The sequence below is a fragment of the Pantoea sp. CCBC3-3-1 genome (assembly GCF_007981265.1).
Lineage (GTDB): Bacteria > Pseudomonadota > Gammaproteobacteria > Enterobacterales > Enterobacteriaceae > Erwinia.
In genome coordinates, this window is the sequence record NZ_CP034363.1 from 963,990 (window position 1) to 979,228 (window position 15,239).

The window sequence follows — 15,239 nt, forward strand, 5'->3', positions numbered from 1 at the left end:
GCCGGGACAGAAATTAACGATTGTCGATTGCCGTCACCAGCGTTCCGCTGGCATTCACGCACCAGCGCACGTTGAAATCCAGTAGCCAGGCAGCATATTCACGCTCGGGTTCTTCGCCTTTGCGGTAGGCCGGACGCGGATCCTGCGCAAGAACCTGAGTAATAAACCGGGCCAGATGCGGATACTGCTGTTGATGCTGCGCCATCTGCTGCAGTGCCAGCGGCGAAAAAGTGACCGGCATCAGCGCGTCGGGAGCCTGCTGAGCAAAGCCTGCTCGCGCATCCGGTATGGCTTCGGCAAAGGGCAGATAGGGTTTAATATCGATAACGGGCGTGCCATCAACCAGATCCAGACTCCCCAGCTCCAGTATAACGCCCCCTTTTTCAGTGCGGATGCCGGTCAGCTCAACCAGGGACATGCCGACAGGGTTCGGGCGGAAGGTCGACCGGGTTGCGAAAACACCCATGCGCGTGTTGCCGCCGAGTCGCGGGGGCCGCACGGTTGGACGCCAGCCGCCGTCCATCGTTTGATGAAAGACAAACATCAGCCATAAATGGCTGAACGCTTCCAGGCCCCGAACGGCTTCCGGTTGATTATAAGGAGGCTGAAGATGCAGTTCGCCGCCGCCATCCTGAATCAGGCCTGGCTGGCGTGGAACGGCAAACTTCTCCTTCCAGGGGGAACGGATAGTGCCGATTTGCTGGAAGGAAAAGGAACTCATTGGCCGGTCACTTTCAGCGCGGAACCCTGACAGACGGCCTGGCGATAACAGCCCTGCGAGTTACTGACAATTTCGCACTGATGCAGTAACACCGCGTTAGCCTTCATATTTGCGGCACGGATCTGCATTCTCTTGCGCGCAGTATTGATATTTGGCGGTGAGCTTTGTCTGCCCACCTGGCAATCTTCGCCATACACTTCGCCAAGATCGCGGAAGGGTTTGCTTAGCAGATCGTTGGTATCAGTATAAAGTTTTACCGGAGCAGGGCGTGGTGCAGGCTTGGCTCGCACGGGTTCAGTTTGCGCTGCCGGCTTGAAAGGCTCAACGGGCTTATACGGTTTATGCAGCAACGAACACCCTGTCAGCGAAAGGGCTAACAAACAGAGCGGTACAACACGCATGGGAACGTCCTTATGATCGGTAAAAGTGGCGTTATTGAAGCAAGCCCGGGGATAAATAACAAGCGCTTAGAAATGAACAAAGCAGGCAAATGCCTGCTTTGTTGAGGAAGTTAGCAACGGTATCGGCCGATAAGGCGCTACCGCAGGTGGATTACCACCCCTTAACTGCACCGCCGTTGAAAATCTTGTTTGCGGCATTACTGACTTCATCGGACTGATACGCCTGAACGAATTTCTTCACGTTTTCAGCATCTTTGTTGTCTTCACGCGCCACAAGCATATTCACGTAAGGTGAATCTTTATCTTCCACAAAGATGCCATCTTTCGCTGGCGTCAGGTTGATCTGGCTCGCATAGGTGGTGTTGATCACCGCCAGCGCAATTTTTTCATCGTCCAGAGAACGTGGCAGCTGTGGTGCTTCCAGCTCAACCAGCTTGATGTTTTTCGGATTCTCTACCACATCCAGCGAGGTTGGCAGCAGACCAACGCCATCTTTCAGCTTGATCAGACCGACTTTTTGCAGCAGCAGCAGTGAGCGCCCCAGGTTGGTTGGGTCGTTTGGAATCGCGACCTGAGCACCGTTTTGTAACTCATCCAGTGATTTGATTTTCTTTGAATAACCGGCAATCGGATAGACAAAGGTATTGCCTACGGAAACCAGTTTGTAACCGCGATCCTTGATCTGTTGATCCAGGTAAGGCTTGTGCTGGAAAGCGTTAACATCAATATCGCCCTTGCTTAACGCTTCGTTAGGCAGCACGTAATCGTTAAAGGTTACCAGCTCAACGTCCAGACCGTATTTGTCTTTAGCAACTTGCTTAGCCACTTCAGCAACCTGCTGCTCGGCACCGACAATGACGCCCACTTTAATATGGTTTGGATCTTTCGCTTTTTGATCGCAACCAACCAGCGCCAAAGTACCAATCAGCGCGCCCACAGCGGCAAACGTTTTAAAATTAAAAGACATATCCCTTCCTTAATCTGTTCGAACGAACGTTTATTTATGTGTGACCGCACGGACAATGCGGTCGCCACAGAACTGAATCAAATAGACTAAAACGACTAACAGGACCAACACCGTATTCATGACCGTTGCGTTATAACCAATGTAGCCATACTGAATACCAATCTGACCCAGACCGCCAGCACCGACGGCGCCGCCCATTGCTGAATAGCCGACCAGCGTGATGAGCGTAATCGTCGCTGCGTTAATCAGGCCAGGAAGCGCTTCAGGCAGCAGCACTTTCTTAACGATCTGCAAAGGCGTCGCGCCCATTGCTCGTGAAGCTTCAATCAATCCTGCGGGCAGTTCCAGCAGCGTGTTTTCTACCATACGGGCAATAAAGGGCGCGGCTCCGATGGTCAGCGGCACGATAGCGGCCTGCAAGCCAATTGACGTTCCTACAATCATGCGGGTGAATGGAATCATCCACACCAGTAAAATGATAAACGGAATGGCGCGGAAGATATTGACGACGGCCGATAAAAAGCGATACAGCGCACGGTTTTCAATGATCTGCCCCGGGCGGGTGACATATAAAAGGACGCCAAGGGGCAGGCCAATAACAAAACCGAAAAAGCCAGAGACGAACGTCATCACCAGCGTTTCCCATACGCCACGGCAGAGTAGAAGAATCATTGCCTCAGACATAACCTAACACCTCTACCTTTACATGATGCTCTTGCAGAAAATCGATTGCTGCTTGTGTATCCGCGTCTGCGCCGTGCATCTCAGTCAGCATAATGCCGAACTTCACGCCACCGGCATAATCCATCTGAGCGCTGATAATATTGTTATTCACGTCGAAACGACGGGCTGCTTCAGAGAGAAGCGGCGCGTCTACCGACTGCCCGGTAAATTCCAGCCTTAATAAAGGAACGCTATCCGCTTTGGCCACCGCCGACAAACGTTCAGCATAGTCATCGGGAATATCCAGATGCAGAGTGGACTGAATAAACTGCTGAGCCAGAGGGGTTTTAGGGTGGGAGAAGACTTCACTCACCGTATCCTTCTCTATTAACTGACCATTGCTGATTACCGCGACCTGATCGCAGATGCGTTTCACCACATCCATCTCATGGGTGATAAGCAGAATAGTAATGCCCAGGCGACGGTTGATATCTTTCAACAGCTCAAGGATAGCCCGGGTAGTCGCAGGATCGAGCGCGCTGGTGGCTTCATCACAAAGCAGCACTTTAGGGTTGGTTGCAAGCGCACGGGCGATAGCCACACGCTGTTTTTGACCGCCAGAAAGGTTGGCAGGCCAGGCGTCGTGCTTATCAGCCAGCCCAACCAGTTCCAACAGCTCGTTTACGCGCGTATTGATCTCAGCGCGCGACAGCTTGCCCAGCTCAAGAGGCAGGGCGACGTTGCCCGCAACGGTACGGGAATTTAACAAGTTAAAATGTTGGAAAATCATGCCGATTTGGCGGCGAGCCTGAGTGAGCTCGCTCTCAGAAAGCGTGGTCAAATCCTGATTATCAACCAGCACGCTGCCGGAAGTCGGGCGCTCAAGAAGGTTAACGCAGCGGATAAGCGTACTTTTACCCGCACCCGATGAACCGATGACGCCATAAATTTGTCCGGCTGGCACATGCAGGCTGACGTCTGACAGCGCTGTAATAGTGCGAGTGCCCTGCTGGAACACTTTGGTGATGTTTGTAAGTTTTATCATTTTATTATCGTGATGGGGTTATCCGTGGCGTAAATTTTAGTGCATCCCGACCCGGGCCGGATGCGAGTGGATGGTAAGGCATCCAGACGTCTGAATCAATCAAAGACGTTCAATCTGCCATTCTCTCTCATGGCGCAATCATGCGATACTCTGAAGCAACATGAGTAGCAGGAGTTTCTACGTGACAGACAAAATCCCAGCAATATTTCTCGATCGTGATGGCACGATTAACGTTGATCATGGCTATGTGCATGAGAGCGACAACTTTCAGTTTATCGATGGCGTCATCGACGCAATGCGCGAACTGAAGAAGATGGGCTATGCATTAGTGATGGTCACCAACCAGTCCGGCATTGCTCGCGGTATCTTTACTGAGGATACCTTTATGCACCTTACCGAGTGGATGGACTGGTCGCTGGCCGATCGGGAGATCGATCTGGACGGCATCTATTACTGTCCGCATCATCCAGAAGCAATAGTAGAAGAGTATCGACAGGAGTGTGATTGCCGTAAGCCTCAGCCTGGCATGTTACTGTCGGCGCAGAAAGAACTGAACATCGATATGGCGGCTTCTTATATGGTAGGCGACAAAATTGATGACATGCTGGCAGGTAAAGCGGCTGGTGTAGGTATAAAGGTATTAGTACGTAGCGGTAAGCCGGTAACGGAAGAGGGTGAAAATGCAGCAGATTGGGTGATAGATAGCCTTGCTGACCTGCCTTCACGTATTAAACAGCGCTAAAAAGCAGCGTTGCGTGCATTTTTAAAGCGAACGAGAAGAAAAGTTCACTTTTGTGCAAATTAGGGGTTGTCAGCCGGCGAGAACTCCCTATAATGCGCAACCACTGAGACGGCACAACGGCTTACAGCCCGCCGGTTCAGGAGGTTCAGGAAGCTGAATCGCCGGAGAAAAGCTTCTCAAAAAGAAGTTGACTCTGAAGGAGGAAAGCGTAATATACGCCACCTCGCGACAGGAAGCTAAGGCACTGTTCGCAACGCTCTTTAACAATTTATCAGACAATCTGTGTGGGCACTCGCAGGATTGATATCAAGACACCTTCGGGTGTCAAAAAATATCAAGTCTTAAGAGTGAACACATAATGAAAATTCATTATGACGTTTTACACTTGAGCATCGCTGCACTTGTTGCAGCAAATCGAACTTTTAATTGAAGAGTTTGATCATGGCTCAGATTGAACGCTGGCGGCAGGCCTAACACATGCAAGTCGAACGGTAGCACAGAGGAGCTTGCTCCTTGGGTGACGAGTGGCGGACGGGTGAGTAATGTCTGGGGATCTGCCTGACAGAGGGGGATAACTACTGGAAACGGTAGCTAATACCGCATAACCTCGCAAGAGCAAAGAGGGGGACCTTCGGGCCTCTCGCTGTCAGATGAACCCAGATGGGATTAGCTAGTAGGTGGGGTAATGGCTCACCTAGGCGACGATCCCTAGCTGGTCTGAGAGGATGACCAGCCACACTGGAACTGAGACACGGTCCAGACTCCTACGGGAGGCAGCAGTGGGGAATATTGCACAATGGGCGCAAGCCTGATGCAGCCATGCCGCGTGTATGAAGAAGGCCTTCGGGTTGTAAAGTACTTTCAGCGGGGAGGAAGGTGTTGAGGTTAATAACCTCAGCAATTGACGTTACCCGCAGAAGAAGCACCGGCTAACTCCGTGCCAGCAGCCGCGGTAATACGGAGGGTGCAAGCGTTAATCGGAATTACTGGGCGTAAAGCGCACGCAGGCGGTCTGTCAAGTCAGATGTGAAATCCCCGGGCTTAACCTGGGAACTGCATTTGAAACTGGCAGGCTAGAGTCTTGTAGAGGGGGGTAGAATTCCAGGTGTAGCGGTGAAATGCGTAGAGATCTGGAGGAATACCGGTGGCGAAGGCGGCCCCCTGGACAAAGACTGACGCTCAGGTGCGAAAGCGTGGGGAGCAAACAGGATTAGATACCCTGGTAGTCCACGCCGTAAACGATGTCGACTTGGAGGTTGTTCCCTTGAGGAGTGGCTTCCGGAGCTAACGCGTTAAGTCGACCGCCTGGGGAGTACGGCCGCAAGGTTAAAACTCAAATGAATTGACGGGGGCCCGCACAAGCGGTGGAGCATGTGGTTTAATTCGATGCAACGCGAAGAACCTTACCTACTCTTGACATCCACGGAATTTGGCAGAGATGCCTTAGTGCCTTCGGGAACCGTGAGACAGGTGCTGCATGGCTGTCGTCAGCTCGTGTTGTGAAATGTTGGGTTAAGTCCCGCAACGAGCGCAACCCTTATCCTTTGTTGCCAGCACGTAATGGTGGGAACTCAAAGGAGACTGCCGGTGATAAACCGGAGGAAGGTGGGGATGACGTCAAGTCATCATGGCCCTTACGAGTAGGGCTACACACGTGCTACAATGGCGCATACAAAGAGAAGCGACCTCGCGAGAGCAAGCGGACCTCATAAAGTGCGTCGTAGTCCGGATCGGAGTCTGCAACTCGACTCCGTGAAGTCGGAATCGCTAGTAATCGTGGATCAGAATGCCACGGTGAATACGTTCCCGGGCCTTGTACACACCGCCCGTCACACCATGGGAGTGGGTTGCAAAAGAAGTAGGTAGCTTAACCTTCGGGAGGGCGCTTACCACTTTGTGATTCATGACTGGGGTGAAGTCGTAACAAGGTAACCGTAGGGGAACCTGCGGTTGGATCACCTCCTTACCTGAAGATACTTTCCCGCGTAGTGCTCACACAGATTGTCTGATAGAAAAGTAACGAGCAGAAAAAACCTCTACAGGCTTGTAGCTCAGGTGGTTAGAGCGCACCCCTGATAAGGGTGAGGTCGGTGGTTCAAGTCCACTCAGGCCTACCAAATTTCATCTCATGCTGCGTTATGTGTTCGGTCGTTTATAAGCATAAACTTCCCTCTCACATGCCTTGCCTGAGAAGAAATTAACATGTTCACGAAAGTGGAAATGTGACTCCTGGTGAGTGGTAGTAGATGGTCTCTGCAGTAACTGTATGGGGCTATAGCTCAGCTGGGAGAGCGCCTGCCTTGCACGCAGGAGGTCAGCGGTTCGATCCCGCTTAGCTCCACCATGCAGTTTACTGAACTATCTCAAAACTGATTTTACCGTAAGGTGAGTCACGTTTGAGATATTTGCTCTTTAACAATCCGGAACAAGCTGAAAATTGAAACGACACGTCGTGTTTATCCTCCGTAATAAGGATAAACAAAACGATGTGTTCGAGTCTCTCAAATGCTTACAACAGCAGTGTCTTTCGGGACGCTTGTGGGTTGTGAGGTTAAGTGACTAAGCGTACACGGTGGATGCCCTGGCAGTCAGAGGCGATGAAGGGCGTGCTAATCTGCGATAAGCGTCGGTAAGGTGATATGAACCGCAACAACCGACGATACCCGAATGGGGAAACCCGGTGCACTACGGTGCATCATCGCAACATGAATACATAGTGTTGCGAGGCGAACCTGGGGAACTGAAACATCTAAGTACCCAGAGGAAAAGAAATCAACCGAGATTCCCCCAGTAGCGGCGAGCGAACGGGGAACAGCCCAGAACCTGAATCAGTTTGTGCATTAGTGGAAGCGTCTGGAAAGTCGCAGGGTACAGGGTGATACTCCCGTACACAAAAATGCACTTACTGTGAGTTCGATGAGTAGGGCGGGACACGTGATATCCTGTCTGAATATGGGGGGACCATCCTCCAAGGCTAAATACTCCTGACTGACCGATAGTGAACCAGTACCGTGAGGGAAAGGCGAAAAGAACCCCGGCGAGGGGAGTGAAACAGAACCTGAAACCGTGTACGTACAAGCAGTGGGAGCCTACTTGTTGGGTGACTGCGTACCTTTTGTATAATGGGTCAGCGACTTATATTCTGTAGCAAGGTTAACCGTATAGGGGAGCCGCAGGGAAACCGAGTCTTAACTGGGCGTTAAGTTGCAGGGTATAGACCCGAAACCCGGTGATCTAGCCATGGGCAGGTTGAAGGTTGGGTAACACTAACTGGAGGACCGAACCGACTAATGTTGAAAAATTAGCGGATGACTTGTGGCTGGGGGTGAAAGGCCAATCAAACCGGGAGATAGCTGGTTCTCCCCGAAAGCTATTTAGGTAGCGCCTCGTGAACTCATCTTCGGGGGTAGAGCACTGTTTCGGCTAGGGGGCCATCCCGGCTTACCAACCCGATGCAAACTGCGAATACCGAAGAATGTTATCACGGGAGACACACGGCGGGTGCTAACGTCCGTCGTGAAGAGGGAAACAACCCAGACCGCCAGCTAAGGTCCCAAAGTCATGGTTAAGTGGGAAACGATGTGGGAAGGCACAGACAGCCAGGATGTTGGCTTAGAAGCAGCCATCATTTAAAGAAAGCGTAATAGCTCACTGGTCGAGTCGGCCTGCGCGGAAGATGTAACGGGGCTAAACCATGCACCGAAGCTGCGGCAGCGACGCTTATGCGTTGTTGGGTAGGGGAGCGTTCTGTAAGCCGTCGAAGGTGGACTGTGAGGTCTGCTGGAGGTATCAGAAGTGCGAATGCTGACATAAGTAACGATAAAGCGGGTGAAAAGCCCGCTCGCCGGAAGACCAAGGGTTCCTGTCCAACGTTAATCGGGGCAGGGTGAGTCGACCCCTAAGGCGAGGCCGAAAGGCGTAGTCGATGGGAAACAGGTTAATATTCCTGTACTCGGTGTTACTGCGAAGGGGGGACGGAGAAGGCTATGTTGGCCGGGCGACGGTTGTCCCGGTTTAAGCGTGTAGGCTTGAGTTCCAGGCAAATCCGGAACTCTTTAAGGCTGAGGCGTGATGACGAGGCACTACGGTGCTGAAGTAACAAATGCCCTGCTTCCAGGAAAAGCCTCTAAGCATCAGGTAACACAGAATCGTACCCCAAACCGACACAGGTGGTCAGGTAGAGAATACCAAGGCGCTTGAGAGAACTCGGGTGAAGGAACTAGGCAAAATGGTGCCGTAACTTCGGGAGAAGGCACGCTGGCGCGTAGGTGAAGGGACTTGCTCCCGGAGCTGAAGCCAGTCGAAGATACCAGCTGGCTGCAACTGTTTATTAAAAACACAGCACTGTGCAAACACGAAAGTGGACGTATACGGTGTGACGCCTGCCCGGTGCCGGAAGGTTAATTGATGGGGTTATCCGCAAGGAGAAGCTCTTGATCGAAGCCCCGGTAAACGGCGGCCGTAACTATAACGGTCCTAAGGTAGCGAAATTCCTTGTCGGGTAAGTTCCGACCTGCACGAATGGCGTAATGATGGCCAGGCTGTCTCCACCCGAGACTCAGTGAAATTGAACTCGCTGTGAAGATGCAGTGTACCCGCGGCAAGACGGAAAGACCCCGTGAACCTTTACTACAGCTTGACACTGAACATTGAGCCTTGATGTGTAGGATAGGTGGGAGGCTTTGAAGCGTGGACGCCAGTCTGCGTGGAGCCAACCTTGAAATACCACCCTTTAACGTTTGATGTTCTAACCTGGCGCCATAATCTGGCGTGGGGACAGTGTCTGGTGGGTAGTTTGACTGGGGCGGTCTCCTCCCAAAGAGTAACGGAGGAGCACGAAGGTCAGCTAATCACGGTCGGACATCGTGAGGTTAGTGCAATGGCATAAGCTGGCTTGACTGCGAGAGTGACGGCTCGAGCAGGTGCGAAAGCAGGTCATAGTGATCCGGTGGTTCTGAATGGAAGGGCCATCGCTCAACGGATAAAAGGTACTCCGGGGATAACAGGCTGATACCGCCCAAGAGTTCATATCGACGGCGGTGTTTGGCACCTCGATGTCGGCTCATCACATCCTGGGGCTGAAGTAGGTCCCAAGGGTACGGCTGTTCGCCGTTTAAAGTGGTACGCGAGCTGGGTTTAGAACGTCGTGAGACAGTTCGGTCCCTATCTGCCGTGGGCGCTGGAGAATTGAGAGGGGTTGCTCCTAGTACGAGAGGACCGGAGTGAACGCACCGCTGGTGTTCGGGTTGTCATGCCAATGGCACTGCCCGGTAGCTAAGTGCGGAAAAGATAAGCGCTGAAAGCATCTAAGCGCGAAACTTGCCTCGAGATGAGTTCTCCCTGTGGCTTTAAGCCACCTGAAGGGACGTTGAAGACTACGACGTTGATAGGCCGGGTGTGTAAGCGCAGCGATGCGTTGAGCTAACCGGTACTAATGACCCGTGAGGCTTAACCTTACAACGCCAGAAGCGTTCTGTAGCGTTGAGAGACGCAAAGATTTTCAGCTTGTTAACCGGATAAAGATTTATCTGTTCTGCGGACCACGGTCCGTGGGATTTTGCTTTGTGGCAAGGCGGCAAGAGCCGTGAAGGAAGGAGCATACTGAAGTATGTGACTGACTTTACAAGCGCAGCCAACGCGGCCACGGAGCGGAAGACACAGGACAGAGCACAGAATTTGCCTGGCGGCTTTAGCGCGGTGGTCCCACCTGACCCCATGCCGAACTCAGAAGTGAAACGCCGTAGCGCCGATGGTAGTGTGGGGTCTCCCCATGCGAGAGTAGGGAACTGCCAGGCATCAAATTAAGCATTAAGCGTGTGTTTTCCGCTTACTGTAAGTAATAAGCGTGCTGATATGGCTCAGTTGGTAGAGCGCACCCTTGGTAAGGGTGAGGTCCCCAGTTCGACTCTGGGTATCAGCACCAGTAATATGGCATGAGTTCGGAAAAGAATTTGCCTGGCGGCTTTAGCGCGGTGGTCCCACCTGACCCCATGCCGAACTCAGAAGTGAAACGCCGTAGCGCCGATGGTAGTGTGGGGTCTCCCCATGCGAGAGTAGGGAACTGCCAGGCATCAATTAAGTAGCAGTAAACGTGAGTTAACCGTTTGCGCTCAGACCTCTCCCTTGACACGGAAAGGGCGAAACACCTGATATCAGAAGCAACATTCTGAGTTCAGTACAGAATCGGTGGAGCGGTAGTTCAGTTGGTTAGAATACCTGCCTGTCACGCAGGGGGTCGCGGGTTCGAGCCCCGTCCGTTCCGCCACTTTACATAAGGCCCTGAGTCATCTGACTCAGGGCTTTTTTGTTTATAGCCCAACGGCGCCCAGGGCACTATGCAAGACTTCGTGTTTCATGCAGGCTTCAATGATCAACAGCGAGCTGAATTGCAATAAAGCGATGCCCTAAAGGAACAGGGCAGGTTAGGGCTCTGGTTTACTTTCCCTGGCCGATTGCTTTGCCTTGTGACTGCCCTGCAAGCCATTCTCCGATAAAATCGATAAACGAGCGGATACGCGTGCTAACCGCACGGTCGCTGTAATAAACCGCGTTGAAAGGCATCTCAACCGGCAACAGTTTATCCGCCATCAGCTCAACAAGCTTCCCTTCAGCAAGGTCTTTATCGATCATAAAATCGGACAGGCAGGCAATGCCATTACCCGTCAGACAAAGCTGCCTGATTGTTTCACCACTATTTGACGTGCACTCGGGAGTAATGTCGTACAGCTGACCGTCTGCTTTTGCAACGGGCCAGCGATTCAGACTAAGTGGTTCAACAAATCCCAGGCAAGGATGATGAGTAAGATCTTCTACGCGTTCAGGGACGCCATACTCACTAAGATATGCCGGGCTGGCGACAATTTTTCTGCGGCTGATGAAAAGCGGACGGGCACGTAAGCTTGAATCGGATAAATTTCCAGCTCGAATAGCAATATCTACTTTTCGCTCAATTAAATTGATAAAGGTCTCTGACGAAACCAGTGAAAGCGTTACTTCAGGAAAGCGTTTACGAAAGGGTTTAATCATTGGCATTAGCAAATGCAGAACAACAGGCGTTGCCGCATCGATTCGCAGCGAGCCTTGTGGCATATTTTTGCTCTCTATCAGCTCATTTTCGGCCGCCGCCATTTCCTGCAGGATCGACTGTACCCGACGAAAGTAAGCTTCGCCTTCTTGTGTCAGTTTAATTTGTCGGGTCGTTCGGGTTAGTAGTTCAACACCAAGCTTATTTTCAAGCTTTTTAACAGCCCGACTAACCGCAGAATTAGCCATGCTCAGCCGTTCTGCTGCTCGGCTAAAGCTTCCACCTTCAACAACGGCTACAAAAATTGCCAGTTCTTCTGAATGGGCTTTCATTATTGCTCCCTGGACAAAATTGTGTTGTCACTGTGGCTCTTTTTGTTATTTAAGCATGCGCCGATCTTCAGCGCCAGCTATGTCGTATTAACATAAATCTTTACTTAGCTTCTGACAGTTATTAGCAGGCTCTGATTGAAACCCGACGCTAAAGTCCCTATAACTGAAGGAAGCTATACACATTTTCAGCTAATAAGGTCAGGCGATAACGTGCGGAAAAAGACTTATGCCATGAGATATGTTGCAGGGCAGCCAGCGGAACGGATTTTTCCGCCTGGTGCGATGCTGCATGTCGGGAAAGCATTACCGCCAGGCGCGCCACTCACGGCTGAATCTTCATTGCGCGTGCTGGTCTGGAATATTTTCAAGCAGCAACGTGCAGAATGGCTGTCCGTTTTGCAGAATTTTGGCAAAGATGCGCATTTGGTACTGCTCCAGGAAGCGCAAACAACGCCTGAACTGGTGAAGTTTGCGACGACTAACTATCTGGCTGCCGATCAGGTTCCTGCTTTCGTATTGCCGCAGCATCCTTCAGGCGTAATGACGCTGGCGTCAGCTCATCCGGTCTACTGCTACCCCTTAAGGGAGCGGGAACCCCTGCTGCGTCTTGCCAAGTCAGCGTTGGTAACGGCTTATCCGCTCCCAGATAACCAGATGCTGATGGTGGTGAATATCCATGCCGTTAATTTCAGCCTGGGCATTGACGTCTACAGTAAACAGCTGGGGCCGATCGGTGAACAAATCATTCATCATCGTGGGCCGGTTATTATGGCCGGTGATTTTAATGCCTGGAGCCGCCAGCGCATCAATGCTTTATACACTTTTGCTCAGGATATGGGACTCACAGAGGTGAGTTTTACTGACGATCACCGCCGTAAGGCTTTTGGTCGCCCGCTGGACTTTGTGTTCTATCGCGGTATGAAGGTTGCGGAAGCTTCTGTGCTGGTTACCCGAGCCTCCGACCATAATCCGTTGCTGGTCGAGTTTCAGCCCGCGCCCCCACGCTAGTTATCTTTCACCAGCGCAACTGCCCTGACAGGAGAAGCTGACGCGCCTTTAATGCGCAGGGGCAGGGCAATGAAAGTGAATTCAGCAGGAAGGCGGTAAAGATTGGCCAGGCTTTCAATAATCATCCCGCCGGCGCTTAAAACAGCCCGGTGAGCGGCATAATTTTCACTGGTAAAAGCATCCAAAGACATGGAGTCGGTGCCAAACACCGTCACGCCCTTTCGCAGTAAATACGCAGCGCCTTCACCAGACAAGCCCGCCCAGTTTTCCATAAACTCTGCATGATGTGGACGACGCTGCCATTTACGATCGTATCCGGTACGAATCAGTACAATATCGTGCGCAACAATCTCACCATGGCATGACTCCCATTCTTCCAGCTGTGCCTGGCTTATTTCGCTGTTTGCGGGCAGATGCGACATATCCATGCAGCGTCCGCGCCCCATCAGCTGGCGTACATCGGTTTGGTCGATGCTTTTACCCTGTTCAATGAAATGCACAGGCGCATCAATGTGCGTACCACAGTGGTCGCCAAGGCTAAGCTGGCAATTGTAGTTACCATCACCCGTACTAAAATCTTCGGCTTTACTCATAAAAAAACGCCCGTCGCCAGGCCAGACTGGCATCTGCTCTTCATACAGGTGATTCAGCTCGATTAGACGATGCTGGCTTAACAGATTGACAAGATCGTTATTCATAAGCTTTTTATCATTCATCGGAGAAGAGAAGCAGTAAAGCATAACGGGTCGTTGTCAGGAAAGGAAAAACCGGGGTGCCTGACTGGGAGAATAGGAAAGAAGACGAAACGAACGTTGAACAGAAAATAAAGCAGATATAAAAAACCAGCCCGTTAAGCATCTCAAACAAAGAGCGCTTAACTGCGGCTGGTTTTAAAGTACAACAGGCTAGCTGTCGGGCGTAACACGATTAGTGACAAACAGGGTCAGCTTATCGCCTGGCTGTATATTTGCCAGACCGCCGTTGTTCCAGCGCTGGACGTCCTTCATGTTCACGCCATGACGTTTTGCGATGCTGGCCAGAGAATCACCTTTACGAACCTGATAGGTGATGCTGTTGCCATTATCGGCCAGTTTGGTAGCGCTATCGCTGCCGCCCAGGCTTAACGTCTGCCCCGGTTTGATATTTGCACCACGCAGGTTATTTGCGCGCTGCAGCTCTTTTACCGAAACGTTCAGGCGTTTTGCGATCCCTGAAAGCGTATCGCCGTTACGTACCTTGTAAGCACTGGTCGTAGTACTGGCCAGCGCCGTTGGCTGTACTGCGGCTATATCACCAGTGGCCAGCGAGTTACGCAGTTTTGCTACGTTCGACTTGGGCACCATAATGTAGTGCGGGCCGTTTGGTGCCGTCCTGCCGCGTTTGTAGCCAGTATTAAAGCTTTTAAGCTTACTTAGCGACATGCCAGCCATTTCGGCCGCCTGCGTCAGTTCAATTTGCTGACCGACCTCCACGCGCGCCAGAGCACGGGTTTCATTCGGTGCCGGCAGTCGGATACCGTAACGCTTGTTGTTTTTGAGCAGTTCGCTCAGTGCCAACATTTTCGGCACGTAGACTGTCGTTTCACGTGGCAGCGACAGCGACCAGAAATCCGTTGCTTTTCCACGGGCTTTATTGGCCTTGATTGCTTTCAGCACGCGTCCTTCACCGCTGTTATAGGCGGCAACAGTCAGTAACCAGTCTCCGCCAAACATGCCGTTCAGGCGCTGCATCATATCCAGCGCAACTTTCGTTGAGGCGACAATATCACGGCGCCCGTCATACCACTGGTTCTGTTTCAAACCATAATTACGCCCCGTTTGCGGCACTATCTGCCAGATGCCAGCGGCATTTGCAGTAGAAGTGGCATGGGGGTCAAAAGCGCTCTCCACTATGGGTAATAGTACCAGTTCCATCGGCATCTTACGTTTCTTAATCTGCTCGACTATCCAGTACATATACGGCTCTGCCCGTAACGTTACATCGTGGAGATAGCTCTTGTTTCTTAAATACTTTTGTTTTTGTTCGCGTATCCGGGTATTTTCCGGAACCTTCATCTTCAACTCGTCGCTAATGAAATTCCACAGATCCTGATCCTGCGTCAGGCTGGTCCCATCATCCTGCCATCTTGGCGATAATAACCGTTCTGTTTCACTTTGACCTGCTGAAGACAAACTCTGTGCATGCTGCTCAGGAAGGTTGGCATCATGCTTCGATGCCTGGCACCCAACCAGCAAGACCGAGGCGAGTAATATCGCTTTAGCCTTCATGTGTGTGTCATTGCTCGCTTAAAAGACGAGCAACTATACGTGCTCGCTCCTTTCAACACAACCCGAAAA

10 protein-coding genes, 4 tRNA genes and 4 rRNA genes are annotated in these 15,239 nt (G+C 51.7%); 10 read left to right on the forward strand and 8 right to left on the reverse strand.

Translation table 11 applies throughout. The features are described 5' to 3' along the window. Positions 1 to 13: 13 nt before the first annotated feature. The 5 genes from tsaA to metN form a co-directional block, all read right to left on the reverse strand. A complete protein-coding gene (gene tsaA / locus EHV07_RS04320) occupies positions 14 to 721 on the reverse strand; it encodes a tRNA (N6-threonylcarbamoyladenosine(37)-N6)-methyltransferase TrmO (protein ID WP_147195447.1) in 708 nt (235 codons plus the stop codon). Next, the gene (gene rcsF / locus EHV07_RS04325; protein ID WP_147195448.1) at positions 718 to 1,122 is read right to left on the reverse strand and encodes an Rcs stress response system protein RcsF; all 405 of its coding nucleotides are present in this window, start codon (positions 1,120 to 1,122) and stop codon (positions 718 to 720) included. The genes tsaA and rcsF overlap by 4 nt, the downstream gene beginning before the upstream one ends. A gap of 151 nt (positions 1,123 to 1,273) precedes the next feature. Then, a complete protein-coding gene (locus tag EHV07_RS04330; RefSeq protein WP_147195450.1) occupies positions 1,274 to 2,089 on the reverse strand; it encodes a MetQ/NlpA family lipoprotein in 816 nt (271 codons plus the stop codon). A gap of 30 nt (positions 2,090 to 2,119) precedes the next feature. Then, a complete protein-coding gene (locus EHV07_RS04335) occupies positions 2,120 to 2,773 on the reverse strand; it encodes a methionine ABC transporter permease MetI (RefSeq protein ID WP_147195452.1) in 654 nt (217 codons plus the stop codon). Beyond that, positions 2,766 to 3,797, reverse strand: coding sequence for a methionine ABC transporter ATP-binding protein MetN (gene metN / locus EHV07_RS04340; RefSeq protein ID WP_147195455.1), 1,032 nt, complete (start codon positions 3,795 to 3,797; stop codon positions 2,766 to 2,768). Before metN ends, EHV07_RS04335 begins: the two co-directional genes overlap by 8 nt. A 181-nt stretch (positions 3,798 to 3,978) precedes the next feature. On the opposite strand from metN, the gene gmhB reads away from it, so the two are divergent. The 9 genes from gmhB (at position 3,979) to EHV07_RS04385 (ending at position 10,804) form a co-directional block, all read left to right on the forward strand. After that, positions 3,979 to 4,539, forward strand: coding sequence for a D-glycero-beta-D-manno-heptose 1,7-bisphosphate 7-phosphatase (gene gmhB, locus EHV07_RS04345; RefSeq protein WP_147195457.1), 561 nt, complete (start codon positions 3,979 to 3,981; stop codon positions 4,537 to 4,539). Between the two features lie 423 nt (positions 4,540 to 4,962). Further along, positions 4,963 to 6,505, forward strand: a 16S ribosomal RNA gene (locus EHV07_RS04350). Between the two features lie 74 nt (positions 6,506 to 6,579). Beyond that, positions 6,580 to 6,656 (forward strand) — tRNA-Ile (locus EHV07_RS04355). A gap of 151 nt (positions 6,657 to 6,807) precedes the next feature. Next, positions 6,808 to 6,883 (forward strand) — tRNA-Ala (locus EHV07_RS04360). A gap of 205 nt (positions 6,884 to 7,088) precedes the next feature. Next, positions 7,089 to 9,995, forward strand: a 23S ribosomal RNA gene (locus tag EHV07_RS04365). A gap of 223 nt (positions 9,996 to 10,218) precedes the next feature. Next, positions 10,219 to 10,334: ribosomal RNA gene (gene rrf / locus EHV07_RS04370) — 5S ribosomal RNA — on the forward strand. 52 nt (positions 10,335 to 10,386) lie between these two features. Further along, positions 10,387 to 10,462, forward strand: a tRNA-Thr gene (locus EHV07_RS04375). Positions 10,463 to 10,493: 31 nt separating this feature from the next. Beyond that, positions 10,494 to 10,609: ribosomal RNA gene (gene rrf / locus EHV07_RS04380) — 5S ribosomal RNA — on the forward strand. The 16S, 23S and 5S rRNA genes sit together here with 4 tRNA genes alongside, the layout of an rRNA operon. Before the next feature lie 118 nt (positions 10,610 to 10,727). Then, a tRNA-Asp gene (locus EHV07_RS04385) sits at positions 10,728 to 10,804 on the forward strand. 170 nt (positions 10,805 to 10,974) lie between these two features. Here EHV07_RS04385 and yafC read toward each other — a convergent pair. Next, on the reverse strand, positions 10,975 to 11,895 hold the full coding sequence (gene yafC / locus EHV07_RS04390) for a DNA-binding transcriptional regulator YafC (protein WP_147195459.1): 921 nt from the start codon (positions 11,893 to 11,895) through the stop codon (positions 10,975 to 10,977). 210 nt (positions 11,896 to 12,105) lie between these two features. On the opposite strand from yafC, the gene EHV07_RS04395 reads away from it, so the two are divergent. Continuing rightward, entirely contained in the window at positions 12,106 to 12,903 is a 798-nt protein-coding gene (locus EHV07_RS04395) for an endonuclease/exonuclease/phosphatase family protein (RefSeq protein ID WP_147195462.1), read from the forward strand. Here the strand turns inward: EHV07_RS04395 and EHV07_RS04400 are convergent. Together EHV07_RS04400 and mltD are read right to left on the reverse strand one after the other, a co-directional pair. Then, positions 12,900 to 13,601, reverse strand: coding sequence for a cyclase family protein (locus tag EHV07_RS04400; RefSeq protein WP_147195464.1), 702 nt, complete (start codon positions 13,599 to 13,601; stop codon positions 12,900 to 12,902). The genes EHV07_RS04395 and EHV07_RS04400 overlap by 4 nt on opposite strands. 207 nt (positions 13,602 to 13,808) lie before the next feature. Then, the gene (gene mltD / locus EHV07_RS04405; RefSeq protein ID WP_147195466.1) at positions 13,809 to 15,170 is read right to left on the reverse strand and encodes a murein transglycosylase D; all 1,362 of its coding nucleotides are present in this window, start codon (positions 15,168 to 15,170) and stop codon (positions 13,809 to 13,811) included. Positions 15,171 to 15,239 lie beyond the last annotated feature (69 nt).

Excerpts from the sequence above, each read along its gene's own strand:
- tsaA (WP_147195447.1), bottom strand. The coding sequence starts at position 721 with ATGAGTTCCTTTTCCTTCCAGCAAATCGGCACTATCCGTTCCCCCTGG.
- rcsF (WP_147195448.1), bottom strand. The coding sequence starts at position 1,122 with ATGCGTGTTGTACCGCTCTGTTTGTTAGCCCTTTCGCTGACAGGGTGT.
- EHV07_RS04330 (WP_147195450.1), bottom strand. The coding sequence starts at position 2,089 with ATGTCTTTTAATTTTAAAACGTTTGCCGCTGTGGGCGCGCTGATTGGT.
- EHV07_RS04335 (WP_147195452.1), bottom strand. The coding sequence starts at position 2,773 with ATGTCTGAGGCAATGATTCTTCTACTCTGCCGTGGCGTATGGGAAACG.
- metN (WP_147195455.1), bottom strand. The coding sequence starts at position 3,797 with ATGATAAAACTTACAAACATCACCAAAGTGTTCCAGCAGGGCACTCGC.
- yafC (WP_147195459.1), bottom strand. The coding sequence starts at position 11,895 with ATGAAAGCCCATTCAGAAGAACTGGCAATTTTTGTAGCCGTTGTTGAA.
- EHV07_RS04400 (WP_147195464.1), bottom strand. The coding sequence starts at position 13,601 with ATGAATAACGATCTTGTCAATCTGTTAAGCCAGCATCGTCTAATCGAG.
- mltD (WP_147195466.1), bottom strand. The coding sequence starts at position 15,170 with ATGAAGGCTAAAGCGATATTACTCGCCTCGGTCTTGCTGGTTGGGTGC.